The organism is Streptomyces sp. NBC_00154, from assembly GCF_026342835.1.
Taxonomy (GTDB): Bacteria; Actinomycetota; Actinomycetes; order Streptomycetales; family Streptomycetaceae; genus Streptomyces.
This window is the reverse complement of record NZ_JAPEMI010000001.1, coordinates 3,875,565-3,892,623: the sequence shown is the minus strand read 5'-3', so window position 1 is coordinate 3,892,623 and position 17,059 is coordinate 3,875,565. Positions and strand designations below refer to the sequence as shown.

Genomic DNA, 17,059 nt, shown 5'->3' with positions numbered 1-17,059 from the left:
CCGCTCATTACTTTCACGGCTGCGATATTCGTCCGTATGCCGACCTTCCGTCCCCGCACGGCCGCGGCCGCACTCGCCGCATTGATCACCACGGCCACCGTGTGCGCAGGCGACGCAAGGGCCCGCAGCTTTCCGTTCGGGCCGCGCACCCGGAGCGTCAATGATCTCGGAAATCAGTTTGTGCCGTTCCACACCCGGCTCTGGGACCTGCTGCACGGGCACGGCGACGGCGGACTGTTCCTGAACTGGTCGTCCGGATACGGCACCGGCTTCCTGCCGGATCTCGGCACCTATGTGACCAGCCCGTTCGCACTGCTCGTCGGGGTCTTCCCCCGGGACCGCATCGACCTCGCGGTGTACGTGGTGACCGTGGTGAAGATGGCGTCCGCTGCGGCAGCGATGGCATTCCTGCTGCTGACACTGCGGGGCGGGCGCTGGTGGATGGCCGGGGTGCTCGGCGGCTCGTACGCGTTGTGCGGCTGGTCGGTCGCCGAGGCGTCGTACAACCCGATGTGGCTGGACGGTCTGATCGCCCTGCCGCTGCTCTGTCTGGCCGGTGAGTGGGCCCGGACGGGGCGCCGTCGCATGGTGGCTCCGCTGCTCGTCGCGGTGGTGTGGGTTGCCAACTTCTATACGGCGTACATGGCGACCCTGGGGGCCGCCCTGGTGCTGGTGGTAAGGCTGCTGACGGAGGGTGAGAAGGGGGCCGGGAGGGCGAAGGCTGCGGTACGGGGGCTGGCGCGGGCGGCCGGGAGCGTGCTGCTGGGAATCGGGCTCGCGGCGCCCGTCCTGGTTCCCGTCTACCTGGGCACGAAACACGCCTACCCCGGCTGGGACCGGACGTTCCGGCCCGCCGCCTGGCCCGATGTGCTCGCCCGGCTGTTCCCCGGCACGTACGGCTTCTTCACCCCCGCCCTCTTCCTGAGCGCCGTCGCACTGCTCCCGGCCTGCGCACTCGTCTTCCATCGTGGTGTGCCGCGGCGCGAACGGTGGGCGTGGGCAGGGCTGGTGGCGGGGGCCGGGCTGTCGCTTCAGTGGGGGCCGACCCACCTCCTCTGGCACGCGTTCGCGACGCCCAACGGCAGTCCGTACCGGCAGACGTTCGTGTTCGCCGGTCTGGTGGTGATCGCTGCCTGGATCTCGGTCTCGTACGGACGGCCGGGGCCCCGGGCCCTGGTCGGCGGCGGCGCGGTGCTGGTGCTGGTCGCGGCGGGGGCGGCCTTCAGCGACCTGGCCACGCACCGGTCGTACCTGTTGTTCGCGGCCGGTCCGGTGGCGACGGCCGCCGCGCTCGCCCTGCCCGGCCGGGGCCGTCGGGCGGGTCTCGCCGCCGTGCTGCTGACCGGTGTGCTGGTGGGGCAGGCCGCCGCGACCACGGCGTTCGCCGACCGGCAGCGCCTGGCCCAGCTCGATCATTACGCGCCCTGGGGCGAGCGGCAGCGCGTACAGGCCGACGCGGTGGCTCGCGCGGACGGCTGGCCGCGCTACCGCACCGACCCCGGCGGGGAGCGGACCACCGCCAACGATCCGCTGCTCGTGGGCGGTCAGGGTGCCGCGTACTACAGCAGCCATACGCCGGCCGTGCTGACCCGCACGCTCGCTGCCCTCGGCGCCGGCTGGACGTCCCGCGGCCGGGCCGTGCAGAGCCTGGACAACCCGGTGACCGACGCGATCTTCTCGGTCGGTGCCCGGGTCCACGGGCCGCGCGACCCGCACCAGCGGTGGGACGCGCCGGACGACCGGCCGGTGACGGTGGTGCGGCAGCAGGTGCCGCCGCTGGTGACGGTGCGGCAACCGGGCGCGGTGCCGTCCCTCGGCCCGTCGCCGTTCCGGAACCAGGAGGCGCTGCTCGGTTCACAGGTCTATACCGTGCCGCGGGCGGCGCTCCGGACAGTGAGCGGTGCTCCGGTCGAGGATCGGGGCGACCGCACCCACCGGGTGGGGCGCGGTACATACCGGCTGACCGCCCGCTGTCCGGCGGGCAGCGAGGTGTATCTGTGGACGCCCGGAGTGTTCGGCTCGGCGCGGGTGAACGATCGGCCGGGGGCTCAGCCGGGCGGCGATCGGCCGGGCGCGGGCCGGGAGACCGAGCTCCGGGGCCTGCTGCCGGCCCGCCGCGCGGCGATGGAACCACTTGGGCGGATCGTGGGCGCCGACGGGCAGGTCGTGGTCACGCTGCGGTCCGTACGCGCGGGGACCGTGCCGCGCGAGGCCCTCGGCTGTCTGGACCGGGACCGGCTGGCCGCGGCCGTGACCGGGCTGCGGCGCACCGGAGCGACGTCCGTCCACATCACCGACGACGGCGTCCGGGCCGAACTGCCGCCCGGAAGCCGCGGAACCGTCGTGCTCGCCGCGCCCCGGATCGCGGGCTGGAGCTGCCAGGGGCGCCCCGCCGACAGCTACCTGGGCCTGGTCTCCACGCCCGTCCCCGCCCACGGCACGTCCGTCGACTGCACGTTCCGTCCCCCCGGCCTGCGGGCCGGTTCGACGGTCGGAGCGGGCGCGCTGCTCGTGCTGGCCGGGGCGGCGTTGTGGGGTGCGCTGGTGCGACGACGCGCCGGGCGGCAGGACCTTGTACTGGCGGGACCGGACTGACCGGGGAGCGGCGGTGGGGGAGTTGGGGGTGGTCGATCAGTCAGCCATGACCGGCGGCCTCAGCCCACGATCGCGACCGGGGCGTCCCAGGCGTTCCGGTCGATCGTGAGCGTGCCACCGGTGTGTGTCACCTTCTTGTTGACGGCGTACTGGTGACCGCGGCGGTGCCCGGTGTACAGCGTCGAGGCGTACGGGAAGCCCGTGGTGGTGGAGTACACGTCGTCGTAACGGGCGTACCAGAGGATCTCCGGCAGGTCCGTGCGGTTCGTGGCGTTGGCCACGACGGCGGCGCTGGAGTTGCTGAAGCCGTAGAAGCCGGACCAGTACCCCTTGGCCTTGACCGTCTTGTCGAACGACCGGATGTACGAGAGCACCGTGTTCACGCAGGAGGTGTTCTTCGGGTCGAAGTACTCCATGTCGAGGTAGACCGGGCTGCCCGGCTTCATGCCGAGCGCGGCCTCCTTCGCCACGGCGTCGTTGGCGTCGGTGACGGCCAGTGACGTGGCGTTGGCGGCGGTCATCTTCTCGGGGTTGGCGCTCGTCTGGCACGGCGGCTGCGCGCCGACGTACAGCGGGACGAGCTTCCAGCCGGTGGCGCTGACGGCCTTCACCCAGGAGGCGGTGAGGTTGGGCTGCGCGCAGCCGCGGTTCTTGCCGCCGACGTACACGGCGGCACCGTGGTAGACGGAGGAGCTGTACCAGCCCTTCATGGTGGTCAGCGACGGCGCGGTGCAGGTGTCGAAGACATGCCCGGTGTAGATCTTCGGCGCGGGCCTGGCGACCGTGGTGGCGGTGGCGGCCTCGGCGGCGAACGCACCGCCGGCGAGAACAGCGACGCCCGCCACGGCCATGGAGATGCGACGACGCTTCTTGGATATGCGGTGAGAAGGCACAGAGACCTCGACAGTCCTCGGAAGGATCGAAAGAAGTGAGAGGCCGTCGGGGCAGGCGAGTCGTCAGCCGCCCCGGCGGCAGATCACGGTCTCACGCCGTGATCGACGATCCGCCGACGAATAGGGCATTCCGTGCAGCCATTGCAGAAATTTGGCGTGCTCATTGCTTTCACAGCCCACGCCGAAGCCCGTGCGAGCCACGGCCTGTCGCCCTGCGCCGACGCCCCCGTCCAAGGGCTGTCCCGTAATCCCTGGCGGGACCGGACCGACCGGCTCGTCCCGTCGCGACGGCGGACCGGACCGACCGGCCCCGTCCGGTCCGCTCAGCCGCCGCGTACCTGCATCTGACGGTCGAGCTGGCGGCGCAGCTCCACCGGCAGCGGGTGGTGCGGCCCGTACATCCGCTCGGTGTCGTACAGCAGTGCCTGGAGCTGCCCGCGCGCCGCCGCGTGGTCGCCGACCGCGAGCAGCAGATACCCGATGCGCTGACGGATCTCGAAGGAACGGGCCGGGTCGTTGCCCGTCGCGTACTGGTTCTCGTAGTACGGCAGGACCGCGCGGTACTCCGCGAGCGCGGCGGCCGGTTCGCCCAGCTGCTCCAGGCACTGCGCCGCGTCGTAGCGGTACTGCAGCGTCTGGGTGTCGGCCGGGCCGGCCTCTGCCGCGCGGTCGTCGGCGAGGCGGCGCAGTTCGGGCAGGGCGCGACGGTACTGCCCGTCGTCCATGAGCGTCGCCGCGTACTGCTTGCGCAGGATGCGGACCACCGGCGAACCCTCACCGTGCTGTTCGGCCGCGGCCGGGAGGATGCCACCGAGGATGTCCACGGCCTGGGTGATCCTGCCCTGCCCGAGCAGTTGCTTCACCTCGTCGACGGCAGCCGCGACGTCCGGTTTGGCGGCCACCGGCGCCGGCTGCGCGGCGGGCGGAGTCGTGACGAGGTCGGGCCACGGGGCGTGCGGCCGCAGAAAGGGGCGGGTCGGGTCGAGCGGGCCGGACGGCAGCCCCGTGGAGCGGGACGGGAGGAGCGGGGTGAGGTGTTCGTACACCTCCTGGGCGCTCGCCGGACGGTGCTGCGGGTCCTTGGCGAGCAGCCGCAGCACGAGCGCTTCGAGGGGCTCCGGAATCTCGGGCCGGATCTGCCGGACCGGGAGCGGCGGTTCGTAGAGGTGGCGGTGCAGCACACCGAGGGCGGTCGATCCGGCGAATGGCACGTCCCCGCTGAGCAGTTCGTGCAGGAGCACGCCGAGCGCGTACAGGTCGGTGTACGGGCCGACGGCGCCGCCCATCGCCTGCTCGGGCGCCATGTAGGCCGGGGAACCGATCGGCGTACCGGTGTGGGTGAGGCGGGTGGTGTCGTTGTCCAGGACGGAGGCCACGCCCAGGTCGAGGACGGTGATCGTGCCGTCCGGGCGCACCATCAGATTCCGGGGCTTGAGGTCGCGGTGGACGATCGGCACGGCGTGCACGGCGGAGAGCGCGGCGCAGAGCTGGGCGGCCACGGCGACGGACCACTGCCAGGGATACGGGTCGTGCTCGGCGAGATGGTCGGCGAGGTCGGAGCCCTCGACGTACTGCATGACGAGGAACAGGTCGTCGTCGTCGCTGCCCGCGTCATGGACGGTGACCAGGCCCGGATGGTCCACCTGGGCGGTGACCCGGCACTCGCGCACGAACCTGCGCCGCAGCTCGTCGGCGGCGCCGCTGCCGCCGGGACCGGCGACCCGGTCGGGCCGGAGCAGCTTCACCGCGACCCTGCGGTCGAGGCGTTGGTCGTACGCCGTCCAGACCTGGCCCATGCCGCCCTGGCCCAGGATGGTCGCGAGCTCGTACCGTCCGGCGATGACACGTCCGTTCAACGGTCCTCCTCCTTACGGAGGTAGTCGCTCAGCTCGTCGAGCTCGGCGCGGACCTGGTCGATGCGGTGGGGCGGGGTGGGCGCGGGCTGGGGCGGCGAGCTCTGGGGATGCGCGGGCTGGGGATGCGCGGGCTGGTACCGGGGCGGCTGATGCTGCTGTGGCTGGTGCTGCTGCGGCTGAGCGGGCCGCGGCTGCTGCACGGGCACGGTCGTGTACCCGTACCCCGGCGGCAGGTACCCGCCGACGAAAGGCTGCTTTTCCAGCTGCTCGTAGTGGCGGATGTCCGCGACCAGGTAGAACACGGGGGCGCCCAGCATCGCCAGGAGCAGCATCGGTATGAGAACGAAGTCGATGCCGTTGGCGTCGGCATTGCTGCCGTCCCTGCCGATGATCGGCAGGAGGACACAGACGAACACGAAGCCGGCCCCGGTCAGCCACCAGTCGGACGTCCTGCGGCGCACGATCGCGAGGCGCAGCAGTGGAGCCCACAGCAGCAGACCGATCGAGCCCACCGAGAGCACCACGAACAGCACGCGCATCGAGACGATCCAGGCCCGGCTGGGCAGCCGACGCGGCGGCATCGGCGTCGGCGGCGGCGAATGACCCGGGCCGTACATGGCTGCTCCTGGTACCTGGTCGGGGAAGTGCTGAACGCACCTGTCAGCGCGCGCAGATCTGGCAGACCTGAGCGTAAAGGGCGACACCGACAACGGTCCCGGGGTTGTACGGAACCGTTGTGGTTCAGCTCACTTCGGCGTGACCGTACCGTCCGTCAGCCCGTCGTACATCCCCTGGACCAGCTGTCCGCCGAGCCGGCCGGCCAGCCGGATCGCGTCCTCGAACGCGGCGAGGGCGCGGAACTGCGCCCCGTACCGCTGCTGTTCGGCGAGCGGCAGGCGTGGGAGCTGGAGGCGGCGGGCGTCGAGCCGGGTCGCGGTGGACGCGTAACTGCTGGCCTGTCGGTTGTTGGCGGTGCCGCGCAGGAAACCGGCGAGGAACCACGGGTCGAGGGCGGCCGGATCGGGGCGCAGCAGCTGAAGGTTGCGGCCGAGTGCGGCGCCCGCCGTGGCCTCGTCGATCACCCGGACGACGGTGCCGCCGCCGAGCACGGGAACGACGACGTCACCGGGCTCGACGAGGACCGGCTCCTCGGGCGGCCCGTCGGTGCTCGCGGGGGTGGCGGGAAGCGTCCCGGAGGGGGCGGTGGAGCCGAGGACGTCGTATTCCGTGAGGACGGGCCCGGGTCCGGTGCCGGAGCCGCCGGTACGGAGCTGGAGCGCGCCGGCACGGGCGAGTTCGCCGACGGTGGTGAGGGGCCAGCGGGCCGGGTCGGAGAGGTCCGCGAGCGGCGGCGTGAGAGTGGCGGTCAGCCGCAGCGTCTCGGTCAGCCGGTCCCGTACGCGGGTGAGTTCGGCGGCTCCGCCACCGGCCGTCGGCGGGGGCAGATGGCGGGCGGGAGCCAGGTCCACGTCGTCGTCGAGGAGTTCGATGACGGGGACGACCCGGCTGACGCCAGGCCGGTCCTGGCCGGTTCGGTCGAGGGGGGCGTCCGACTCGGGAGCGGTCCGCTCCGCCCGCTCGAACGGCTCCCAGGCGTCCAGCACGGCGCTGCGCACCGCCTGCCAGTCGAGCCGGTCCCGCCCGCCCGACGCGGGGGCGCCGGCGGTCGCCGCAGCCGGTTCGGCGGGTTCGGCGGTGTCCACGAGCAGCAGCTCGGGCGAGGGGCGGACACCGGCGCCGGGCTTGCGCAGCACCCAGAGGTGGAGCGGAATGCCGTACGGGGGTGCGGCGCCGGCCGGGAGGGCGACGACGGCTCGAAGGGCGCCGCGGCGCAGCAGATCGGCACGGATCCGACGGCCGGAACGGCGCGACGCGGCGGCCGGGGGCATCAGCAGAACCGCGGTGCCGCCCTCGCGCAGATGGGCCAGGGCGTGCTGGACCCAGGCGAGTTCGGACTCCGTACGGGCGGGAAAGCCGTACTCCCAGCGGGGGTCGTAGGCGAGCTCGTCGTGCCCCCAGTTGCGCTCGTTGAACGGCGGGTGGCAGAGCACGGCGTCGACGGCGAGCTGCGGGAACGCGTCGGCGCGCAGGGTGTCGCCGGTCCGCACGGCGACCGTGCAGCTCTCGATGGTGGAGTTCAGGGCGAGGCGGAGCGCGGTCAGCGCAGCGAGGTCGGGGTCGGCGTCCTGCGCGTACAGGGCGGTCGGACGGCTGAGGGCGCGCAGCAGGGCGCCGGTTCCCGTCGCCGGGTCGAGAACCGTACGGGCGGGCCGGCTCCCCGTCTCCACGAGGGCGGCCATCAGCTCGGCGAGGCCCGGAGGGGTGAGCGTGAACTGGCGCGGGTTGGCGTCGAGCTGGCGGCCGAGGAGGAACTCGAAGGCCTGGCGGGCGCCGGTCTCGGCGGCGAGTTCGGCAGCGGCGCGCAGGAGGGGAACGGACGGAAGGAGTTCGTCGGCGGTGGGGGTGTGAACAGCGGGTACGCATCCATTCGTTCCACCTCCGCTTCCGTCGCCTGCTTCGGTGGCCGGACCGAAGCGTGCGGTGAGCAGGTCGTTCAGGGCCAGGTGCAGCACCTTGGCCATCCGCCCGTCCGACACGGCGCTGATCTCCAGCCAGGCGGTGGGCCTGTCCCGGACGAGCAGCAGGGCGCAGCCCGTGTGGACGAGGGCTGGGACGGCGCCAGCCGGGTGCCCGGCCAGCTGCTGCCAGACCCGTTCACGGAGCGGGACCTCGGCGAGCTTCCCCTGGTCACGCAGCCACTGTTCGACTTCGGGCAGGGCGAAGGACGGGCTGGTCTCGGTGCCGCCGACCGGCTTGGGGAAGTCGGCGTGGCGGCGTCGCCAGTTGCTGACGGCGGCGCGGCCCACCCCCGCGAGCCGGGCGATCCCGGCCGCGGTCACCTCTGTCGAGTTCTCCGGCACTGACTGTCTCCCTGGTCCTGGGCGTCCTGGTCCTGATCCGTCCGCGCTGCCTGCTCTGTGTAGGCGAGCATACCGAGCCGTTCGCACGACACCGATTCACACCGTGCATGAATCTGTTTCGCGTGAACGGTGTTGACTCGGTTCACAAGCTCTGCTGTTATTGACCTGTCGCTACACCAGGCGGCGCAGCATTCCGCTCACCACTCATCCCTGTACTTGCCGGAGGGCACAGCCATGTCCCAGTTCACGCAGTCCCCGCAGCCCCAGCAGCCGTACGCCCCGGCGCAGACGCCGGGCCTGCGCCCGGCCCGCAACGGGCTCGGCATCTCGGCGCTGATCCTCGGCATCATCGGCGCCGTCTCGGGCCTGATCCCGTTCCTCTTCTGGCTGGCGGGCATCCTCGGCGTCATCGCCCTGATCCTCGGCCTGGTCGGCCGGGGCCGAGTCAAGCGCGGCGAGGCCACCAACAAGGGCGCGACCACGTTCGGTGCCGTCCTCGGCCTGATCGCGCTGATCCTCTCGGTGGTCGGTGCGGTGATCACGTTCAAGGCGGTGGGCGACGCGGTGGACGAGCTCGACAGGGCGGTGTCGGACACCACCGCCAGCGCCGCGCCGAAGGCCGGCGACACGGGCTCCGGAAAGAACAAGGGCAAGGGCTCCGGCAGCAACGAGAAGCCGGACGCCGGGAAGGCGCTGGAGGCCGGTGACTCGGCCGTCTACGACGACGATCTGACGGTCACGGTCGGCGGCGCGACCTCGTACACCCCCGACTCGTTCGCCGCCGGTCACACGAAGGGCAACAAGGCGTACCGGATCGCCGTCGTCATCGAGAACGCGGGCAAGGAGAAGTTCGACTCGGCGCTCGTCAACGTCGAGGCGCGGGCCGGCAAGGACGGGGTGGACGCCGAGCAGATCTTCGACGGCAAGGTCGGCGAGGGCTTCAGCGGCACGGTCCTGCCGGGCAAGAAGGTCACCGTCCAGTTCGCCTTCGACGCCCCGGCGGACGCCAAGAACCTGACCGTCGAGGTCAACCCCGGCTTTACGTACGACGCCACCCAGTGGGACCTGAAGCTCTAGAGCGCCCCGCCCTTCGCCACCCCGACCGGAGCCCGATCATGCGCCTCCTCTCCCGCATCGCCGCCACCGCCCTGCGCACCGCGACAGCGACGCTCTGCGCCGTCACTGCCCTGGCTCTCACGGCCTGCGACCCGGTGTTCGCCCACCAGCAGGACACCGCGCCGTTCGCCCGGCTGACCGGACCCGAAGTCGTGAACAAGGCCCTGACGGCGACCCGGGCCGCCAAGTCGGTACGTATCACCGTGGAAACGAAGTCGCCCGACGGCACCCCGGTCGAGGCGTACGTGGCAACCGACATCAGGGGCGAGTGCACGGTGACCCTGTCCATGGGTGCGGCAGGCACGATGGACCTGGTCAGGACCGGCGGCACGGTCTACACCCAGTCCGACGAGGCGATGCTGCGGGCGGCGTCCCCGGGCCGGCCGCACGCCGAGGTCAAGAAACTCACGGGCCGCTGGGTGAAGGCGGGCCACGCCGACAGGTCCACGGCGCAGACCCTCGGCTACTGCGACCGGAAGGGTTTCCTCGACCGCCTGGCGGAGAACAGCAGTACCGCGCACAAGGGGAGGGCAACCGCTGTCGGCTCCACGCCCGCCCTGTCCCTCACCGGCCGGGCGGGCGGGGGGACATGGCAGGCGGCGGTCGCCGCGGAGGGCAGGCCTCACCTCCTGAAGCTGCGCTTCAGCACCGGGACCCCGCTCGCCGTCGAGTTCACCGAGTTCGACAAACCGTTCACGGTAAAGAGACCGGCCACCTGACACACGGACCCGCCTGTACACACGCGTACAGGCGGGTCGTTCGTTTTCACACCCGGTGCCGCACCCACACATTGGGCTCCACATACACCGCATATCCGTGCGCCACCGAACAGTGCACCGGCACCAACGCCCCCGGGACCTCCACCGGACCGTCCTCGTCGAACGGCAGCCCGGTCCAGGACCGCCACCGCTCGAGGGAGCCCGACACCGTCATGGACACCGGCGCCACCGCCTCGATCACACCGCCCGCCCGCACATGGACGCGCAGCCACGGGTCGTACGGAAGCCCGTCCTCCGCCCGGGTCCGGCGGGCGTACTCCTCCATCGGCGCCGAGGCGTCCAGGTGCTTGGCGCTCGGCCGCACCGGGGCGACGAGCTCCCGGAACCCGAGCCGCCCGGCGTTCTCCCGCATCGCGGCGACCATCCGCCCCGAAATCCCCTCCCCCTGCCACCCCTTGGCGACGGCGATCTCGACCGCGCCGACCGTGTCCGGCGTACGCCCACGCCGCAGGTCGGAGAAGGCCCACAGCAGCGACTGGTCCCAGCCACCCTCGGGCAACTCCCCGCGCCCCGGAGCATGCAGGGCAAACGGCACGCTGTACGCCCGCGCGGCCACGCCACCGTCCGGGTCCGTCGCGACGAGCGCGAATTCCGGGAAATCGAGGGCGAGCCTGGGATAGTTGGCCCACCCGACGAGGTCCTCCAGGACGAACTCCGGCCAGGTCTCGGGCATCTCCTGCATGGGCCCGGCGAGCTCGGGGCGCGCGGCGAGGGTGGTGATCTTCAGCTCCATCCACCACACGCTAGGCAGCGGAACTCCCGAAGCCAACGCGTTTACCGATGCCCCCGCTGCACGGCGGCGGCCGCGTGACCGTGCGTACGCCCGGCACCGTCGGCGCCGGAGCCGCCAGGAAGGGCGTATTGCCTCCAGGGCCTCGTGCGTACCCCCTTCTCAGCGGCCCGACGCCGTCAACCGCCGCACTGCGCCAGCATCGCCCGCTTGTCGGCGGCGGTCACCGGCAGCGCGTACTTCAGCGAGACCTGCGCGAACCGCACCGCGTACGAGCAGCGGATCCGCTTGTACGGCGGCAGCCAGGAAGCCGGGCCGGAGTCACGCTTGGCATTGTTGGCCGGGCCGTCGACCGGGAGGAGGTTGAGCGGGTCGTTGGCGATCTGCTGGCGCTTGGCCTCGGGCCAGCGGGAGGCGCCCATCTGCCAGTCGTACGAGAGCGGCATGACGTGGTCGATCTGGACCTTCGTCGCCTGCCGCTTGCTCCACTCGATGGTCGAGCCGGTGTACGGATCCTTGAGGGTCATGGAGACGACGACACAGTCCGACCCCGACCGGAGTTCGACATTCTTGCCGTCCCGGGCCAACAGGTCGTTGCGGGTGTCGCAGCCGTTGCGGGACAGCGGAATGCCGTCGACCGAATCCTTCCAGGCGTAGCCGAACTTGTCCCGCTCGTAACCGGTCTTCGGACCGCGGCCCTTCGTGCTCACCTTCTCGATGAGCTTCCGGGCGGCGGCCCGGTCCGCGTCGGAGGTGAGAGGGGCGAGGCCGGGCTTCGTGCCGTCGGGGTTGCTCAGCGGGCCGGCGCCGAAGCCGCCCGTCGACTGCCCGCCGCCCGCCGATCCGCTGCCACCGGCGGCCACGTCATTGGGGTCGCAGCCCGCCAGGGCCAGGACCGCCGCCGCGCCAAGGGCAGGCAGCATCACTCGGTACGCGTGGGGAGATATCACTCGAAGCCGTCCTGACGGGGAAAGTCGAACCCGGGAATCCTACGGATGTCTTCCCCGCTGACGGACGTTCATGGCCGCGATACCCGAGGGATGCGGCCCGAATCACACTCCCTGCCTCATACCTCCCGCCTCACACCTTCCCGATGCCGAGCGTCGTTTCGGACGGCAGCAGCCCGGACCCGATCGCCGCGACCCACAACGGCCCCAGCAGCTCCACGAGACGCTCCCGCTCCCCCTCGCCGAGCGCCCGCCAGGGTGCGGCCGCCTGTTCGTCGGTGCGCCGCTCGACTTCGGTACGCAGCGCCCGGCCCGCCTCCGTCGCCGAACCGTCCTCCTCCAACAGCCCGCGCTTCACCAGTCGTCCACGGGCCGCGCTCCACTCCTCGTCGCTCCAGGCCCGGCTCTCGAACACCTCCGGGCGTGCGGCACCGATACCGGCGAACGAGACCAGCGACTCGACCGGGTCGAGCCCCGCCTCGGCGAGCGCGGCGATGTGCCCGTCCCCGCGGTGTTCGCGCAGAACCGTCGCCGCGTGCCAGAGCGCCTGATGCGGTTCGTCCGGCCACGGTAGAGCGGCGTTGGCCTCGGCCAGCGGACGACCGGTCACGTCCGCGGCCTCCGCGACGCGCCGGGCCAGCGCGGCGACCTCGGTGATCTCCGGGCCGGTGATCTGTTCGCCGAACAGCGTCCGGTACGTGCGGTCGACCGCCTTCGTGCGGGCCGCGACCACCGCATCGGGAGAGGCGACGGACCAGGCGGCCGGAATGTGCTCCCGCACCATCCGCGGACTGAAGCTGTAGAAGGTTTCGGCGACCCGCTCCGCGTCGACCGCCCCCAGCGGCGCCGCGCGCCAGGCGAAGTAGCTGGGCCAGCGCTCATCGGTGCGGTAGCCGAGCACTGCGGCCTCCTCGAACGCCTCCGGCGCGTAATAGAGCACCGCGTGCAGAGGCTCCAGCAGGTGCCACATCTGACGTACGCGACCCAACTCCTCGGACATGTCTCCGCCCTCCGGCCGATCCATCATCTTGTCGCTGACTAGTTCTAGAGAATCCTCGCTCCACCCGAACTTGTCAATGACTAGATTCCGCGTAATGTGCTGACCATGAGCAGCGATCGCACCTACCACCACGGCGACCTGCGACGGGCCGTCCTCACCGCCGCACTCGACGTCATCCGCACCGAGGGCCCCGGCGCCCTGAGCCTGCGCGACCTGGCCCGCCGGGCCGGCGTCTCCCACGCCGCCCCCGCCCACCACTTCAAGGACCGCACGGGCCTGCTCACCGCCATCGCCGCCGAGGGGTACGGGCTCTTCGCCGACGCCCTCGCCGACGCGCCGGACCTACGGGAGAGGGGCGTGCGGTACGTACGGTTCGCGACCGGCCATCCCGCGCACTTCCAGGTGATGTTCCAGCCGGAGCTCCACCACCCGGACGACCCGGAGCTCCTCGCGGCGAAGAGCCGCGCGGCACAGGCGCTGCGCGCGGGGGTCACCGGCCTCCCCGCCGAGGGACGCGGCGACGACCCGCGGCTCGCCGGAGTCGCCGCCTGGTCCCTGGCCCACGGCTACGCCACCCTGCTCCTGAGCGGCAATCTGAACGACCCGCTGGGCGACCGGAACCCCGAGGAGGTGTTCCGGTCGCTCACCGGGCTGTTGTTCACGACCCCAGAATCGTCGTGAGGAACTCGCCGGTCCAGGCCAGCAGTTCGCGGCCGACGACCGGCTTGCCGCCGACCCTTCCGGTGGTCGGACGCGGGACCAGGATCTGGTGGAGAGCCGGCTTGATCACCGTCTTCGGGTAGAGGCGCTTCAGGCGCAGTTCCTGCGACTCACGCAGTTCCACCGGGGCGAACCGGATGTTCGGCCCCTGGAGCACGATGTCGCCGACGCCACAGGCGCGGGCCAGCATCCGCAGGCCCGCGACCAGCAGGAGGTTCTCGACCGGCTCCGGGAGCTTGCCGTACCGGTCGGTGAGCTCCTCGCGGACCGCCTTGATGTCGGCCTCCGTGGTGGCGGACGCGATCGCCCGGTACGCCTGGAGGCGCAGCCGCTCGCCGGGCGCGTACTCGTGCGGGACGTGCGCGTCGACCGGGAGCTCGATCTTGACCTCCAGCGGCGGCTCCTCCTCGACGCCGCCTTCGAGCGAGGCCCGGTAGTCGGCGACGGCCTCGCCGACCATGCGTACGTACAGGTCGAAGCCGACGCCCGCGATATGGCCGGACTGTTCGCCGCCCAGAAGGTTTCCGGCGCCGCGGATCTCCAGGTCCTTCATGGCCACGTACATGCCCGCACCCATCTCCGTGTGCTGGGCGATCGTGGCCAGCCGCTCGTGGGCCGTCTCGGTGAGCGGCTTCTCCGGCGGGTACAGGAAGTACGCGTAACCGCGCTCCCGGCCACGGCCGACACGGCCGCGCAGCTGGTGGAGCTGGGAGAGGCCGAAGTTGTCGCCGCGCTCCACGATCAGCGTGTTGGCGTTGGAGATGTCGATGCCGGACTCGACGATCGTCGTGGAGACCAGGACGTCGAACTTCTTCTCCCAGAAGTCGACGACGACCTGCTCCAGGGCCTGTTCCGACATCTGCCCGTGTGCGGTCGCGATCCGCGCCTCGGGGACGATCTCGCGGAGGCGGGCGGCCGCACGGTCGATGGACTCGACACGGTTGTGGATGTAGAACGTCTGCCCCTCACGCAGCAGTTCGCGACGGATGGCCGCGCCGATCTGCTTCTCCTCGTACGGGCCGACGAAGGTCAGAACCGGGTGGCGCTCCTCGGGAGGTGTGGTGATCGTCGACATCTCGCGGATGCCGGTGACAGCCATCTCGAGCGTGCGGGGGATCGGCGTCGCGGACATGGTGAGGACGTCGACGTTGGCCCGTAGCTTCTTCAGCTGCTCCTTGTGCTCGACGCCGAAGCGCTGCTCCTCGTCGACGATGACCAGCCCCAGGTCCTTGAACTTCGTCTCCGAGGAGAACAGGCGGTGCGTGCCGATGACCAGGTCCACGGAGCCCTCGCGCAAACCCTGAAGGGTCGTCTTCGACTCGGAATCGGACTGGAAGCGGCTCAGCGCCCGCACGCTGACCGGGAATTGGGAGTAGCGCTCGGTGAACGTGCCGTAGTGCTGCTGGACCAGGAGCGTCGTGGGGACGAGGACGGCCACCTGCTTGCCGTCCTGCACCGCCTTGAACGCGGCGCGCACCGCGATCTCCGTCTTGCCGTAGCCGACGTCGCCGCAGATCAGCCGGTCCATCGGGACCGACTTCTCCATGTCCTCCTTGACCTCGGCGATCGTGGTGAGCTGGTCCGGCGTCTCCACGTACGGGAAGGCGTCCTCCAGTTCGCGCTGCCACGGGGTGTCGGGGCCGAAGACATGGCCGGGCGCCGCCATCCGCGCCGAGTACAGCTTGATGAGGTCGGCTGCGATCTCCTTGACGGCCTTCTTGGCGCGCGCCTTGGTCTTCGTCCAGTCGGCGCCGCCGAGCCGGTGCAGGGTGGGGGCCTCGCCGCCGACGTACTTGGTGACCTGCTCCAGCTGGTCGGTCGGGATGTAGAGGCGGTCGCCGGGCTGGCCGCGCTTGGCGGGCGCGTACTCGACGAGGAGGTACTCGCGGGTGGCGCCCTGCACCGTGCGCTGCACCATCTCGATGTAGCGGCCCACACCGTGCTGCTCGTGGACGATGTAGTCGCCCGTCTCCAGCGTCAGCGGGTCGATGGTCTTGCGGCGGCGGGCCGGCATCCGGCCCAGGTCCTTGGTGGCGGTGCGCTGACCGGTCAGGTCCGTCTCGGTGAGGACGGCGAGCTTCAGCGCCGGGTCGACGAAGCCGTGGTCGATCGCACCGCACGAGACATGGACGACGGACGGCGAGATCTCCGCCAGGTCCGCGTCGAGGCGGGCCGGGATGCCTTCGCCGCCGAGCACCTCGACGGTACGGGCGGCGAGCCCATGGCCCTCGGTGACGTACACCGTGCGCCAGCCTTCGGCGAGCCAGCCCTTGGTGTCGGCGAGCGCCCGGGCGGTGTCGCCGCGGTACGACTCCGGGGCGTGCATCGTGAGCTTCAGCGTGTCTTCGTCGAGCTCGGCGTCGGCGGCGAACGGGGAGACCGACCACCACATCATGTTCAGCTCGCGGGCCCGGTCGCGGACGTCCGCGATGCCCCACAGGGAGGCGGCGTCGACATCGATCGGGGCCTCGCCGCCACCGGCCGTCGCCGCCCAGGACGCCTGGAGGAACTCCTGGCTGGTGGCGACCAGGTCCGCGGCCCTGGTGCGGACCCGCTCGGGGTCGCAGACCAGCGCCATCGACCCCTTGGGCAGCACGTCGAGCAGCAGCTCCATGTCGTCGACAAGGACCGGGGCGAGGGACTCCATGCCCTCCACCGCGATCCCCTCGGCGATCTTGCCGAGCAGCTCGCCCAGCTCCGGGTGGCGTTCGGCGAGGGCGGCGGCCCGTTCGCGTACCTCGTCGGTGAGCAGCAGCTCACGGCAGGGCGGCGCCCACAGCCCGTGCTCGGCGATCTCCAACGACCGCTGGTCGGCGATCTTGAAGTAGCGGATCTCCTCGACGTCGTCGCCCCAGAACTCCACCCGGAGGGGGTGCTCCTCGGTCGGCGGGAAAACGTCCAGAATGCCGCCACGGACGGCGAACTCCCCGCGCTTCTCGACCAGTTCGACCCGGGAGTACGCGGCCGCCGCGAGCGCCTCGACGGTCTTGCCGAGATCGGCGCTCTGGCCGATGCGCAGCGCCACAGGCTCCAGGTCGCCGAGCCCCTTGACCTGCGGCTGCAGTACGGAACGCACCGGTGCGACGACGACGCTGACCGGGCCGGTCTCCGGGTCGTCGGCCCTCGGGTGCGCGAGCCGGCGCAGCACGGCGAGGCGGCGGCCCACCGTGTCGGAGCGCGGTGAGAGCCGCTCGTGCGGCAGGGTCTCCCAGGACGGGAACTCGGCGATGCTGTCCGGGGGCAGCAGCGTCCGCAGGGCGGCGGCCAGATCCTCCGCCTCCCGTCCGGTCGCGGTGACGGCAAGCACCGTCCGCCCGGCCTCGCGGGCCAGTGCGGCCACGGCGAAGGGGCGGGCAGCGGCAGGGCCGACGAGGTCGACATGCATCCGGTGGCCGTCGGTGGCGGCCTTCACCGCTTCGGCGAGTGCCGGGTCACGTACGACGACATCCAGCAGACCGTGCAGGCTCATGAAGGGCTTCCGTCCGGGTTACGAGGGCGAGGT

At 71.6% G+C, this 17,059-nt stretch carries 12 protein-coding genes; 4 read left to right on the top strand and 8 right to left on the bottom strand.

Annotation, left to right across the window (positions count from 1 at the left end; genetic code table 11):
• Nucleotides 1–36: 36 nt before the first annotated feature.
• Nucleotides 37–2,595, top strand: a complete 2,559-nt coding sequence (locus OHA03_RS17525; RefSeq protein WP_267004778.1) for a YfhO family protein — start codon at nucleotides 37–39, stop codon at nucleotides 2,593–2,595.
• 59 nt (nucleotides 2,596–2,654) lie between these two features.
• On the opposite strand, the gene OHA03_RS17520 is transcribed toward OHA03_RS17525, so the two are convergent.
• The 4 genes from OHA03_RS17520 to OHA03_RS17505 form a co-directional block, all read right to left on the bottom strand.
• Complete coding sequence (locus tag OHA03_RS17520; RefSeq protein WP_267004777.1) at nucleotides 2,655–3,488, bottom strand: glycoside hydrolase domain-containing protein; 834 nt, start codon at nucleotides 3,486–3,488, stop codon at nucleotides 2,655–2,657.
• Nucleotides 3,489–3,811: 323 nt separating this feature from the next.
• Entirely contained in the window at nucleotides 3,812–5,344 is a 1,533-nt protein-coding gene (locus OHA03_RS17515) for a serine/threonine-protein kinase (protein WP_267004776.1), read from the bottom strand.
• Nucleotides 5,341–5,961, bottom strand: coding sequence for a hypothetical protein (locus tag OHA03_RS17510; protein WP_267004775.1), 621 nt, complete (start codon nucleotides 5,959–5,961; stop codon nucleotides 5,341–5,343). Before OHA03_RS17510 ends, OHA03_RS17515 begins: the two co-directional genes overlap by 4 nt.
• A 129-nt stretch (nucleotides 5,962–6,090) precedes the next feature.
• On the bottom strand, nucleotides 6,091–8,265 hold the full coding sequence (locus tag OHA03_RS17505; RefSeq protein ID WP_267004774.1) for an N-6 DNA methylase: 2,175 nt from the start codon (nucleotides 8,263–8,265) through the stop codon (nucleotides 6,091–6,093).
• A 234-nt stretch (nucleotides 8,266–8,499) separates the two neighbouring features.
• Between OHA03_RS17505 and OHA03_RS17500 the strand changes: the two genes are divergently transcribed.
• Nucleotides 8,500–9,342, top strand: a complete 843-nt coding sequence (locus tag OHA03_RS17500; protein ID WP_267004773.1) for a DUF4190 domain-containing protein — start codon at nucleotides 8,500–8,502, stop codon at nucleotides 9,340–9,342.
• Nucleotides 9,343–9,380: 38 nt separating this feature from the next.
• Nucleotides 9,381–10,100, top strand: a complete 720-nt coding sequence (locus OHA03_RS17495; protein ID WP_267004772.1) for a hypothetical protein — start codon at nucleotides 9,381–9,383, stop codon at nucleotides 10,098–10,100.
• A gap of 46 nt (nucleotides 10,101–10,146) precedes the next feature.
• On the opposite strand, the gene OHA03_RS17490 is transcribed toward OHA03_RS17495, so the two are convergent.
• From OHA03_RS17490 to OHA03_RS17480, 3 genes are all read right to left on the bottom strand, one after another.
• Complete coding sequence (locus OHA03_RS17490) at nucleotides 10,147–10,893, bottom strand: N-acetyltransferase (RefSeq protein WP_267004771.1); 747 nt, start codon at nucleotides 10,891–10,893, stop codon at nucleotides 10,147–10,149.
• A gap of 176 nt (nucleotides 10,894–11,069) precedes the next feature.
• The gene (locus tag OHA03_RS17485) at nucleotides 11,070–11,813 is read right to left on the bottom strand and encodes an HNH endonuclease family protein (RefSeq protein WP_267008077.1); all 744 of its coding nucleotides are present in this window, start codon (nucleotides 11,811–11,813) and stop codon (nucleotides 11,070–11,072) included.
• 157 nt (nucleotides 11,814–11,970) lie between these two features.
• Complete coding sequence (locus tag OHA03_RS17480) at nucleotides 11,971–12,837, bottom strand: hypothetical protein (protein WP_267004770.1); 867 nt, start codon at nucleotides 12,835–12,837, stop codon at nucleotides 11,971–11,973.
• A 105-nt stretch (nucleotides 12,838–12,942) separates the two neighbouring features.
• Between OHA03_RS17480 and OHA03_RS17475 the strand changes: the two genes are divergently transcribed.
• Nucleotides 12,943–13,518 (top strand): TetR/AcrR family transcriptional regulator, encoded by a 576-nt coding sequence (locus tag OHA03_RS17475; RefSeq protein WP_267004769.1) that lies wholly within the window; start codon nucleotides 12,943–12,945, stop codon nucleotides 13,516–13,518.
• Here the strand turns inward: OHA03_RS17475 and mfd are convergent.
• A complete protein-coding gene (mfd, locus tag OHA03_RS17470) occupies nucleotides 13,496–17,026 on the bottom strand; it encodes a transcription-repair coupling factor (RefSeq protein ID WP_267004768.1) in 3,531 nt (1,176 codons plus the stop codon). The genes OHA03_RS17475 and mfd overlap by 23 nt on opposite strands.
• Between the last annotated feature and the right edge of the window lie 33 nt (nucleotides 17,027–17,059).

Bases quoted from the DNA above. Each gene is read 5' to 3' on its own strand.
- OHA03_RS17525 (WP_267004778.1), top strand. From the start codon at position 37: ATGCCGACCTTCCGTCCCCGCACGGCCGCGGCCGCACTCGCCGCATTG.
- OHA03_RS17510 (WP_267004775.1), bottom strand. From the start codon at position 5,961: ATGTACGGCCCGGGTCATTCGCCGCCGCCGACGCCGATGCCGCCGCGT.
- OHA03_RS17500 (WP_267004773.1), top strand. From the start codon at position 8,500: ATGTCCCAGTTCACGCAGTCCCCGCAGCCCCAGCAGCCGTACGCCCCG.
- OHA03_RS17495 (WP_267004772.1), top strand. From the start codon at position 9,381: ATGCGCCTCCTCTCCCGCATCGCCGCCACCGCCCTGCGCACCGCGACA.
- OHA03_RS17490 (WP_267004771.1), bottom strand. From the start codon at position 10,893: ATGGAGCTGAAGATCACCACCCTCGCCGCGCGCCCCGAGCTCGCCGGG.
- OHA03_RS17485 (WP_267008077.1), bottom strand. From the start codon at position 11,813: ATGCTGCCTGCCCTTGGCGCGGCGGCGGTCCTGGCCCTGGCGGGCTGC.
- OHA03_RS17480 (WP_267004770.1), bottom strand. From the start codon at position 12,837: ATGTCCGAGGAGTTGGGTCGCGTACGTCAGATGTGGCACCTGCTGGAG.
- OHA03_RS17475 (WP_267004769.1), top strand. From the start codon at position 12,943: ATGAGCAGCGATCGCACCTACCACCACGGCGACCTGCGACGGGCCGTC.
- mfd (WP_267004768.1), bottom strand. From the start codon at position 17,026: ATGAGCCTGCACGGTCTGCTGGATGTCGTCGTACGTGACCCGGCACTC.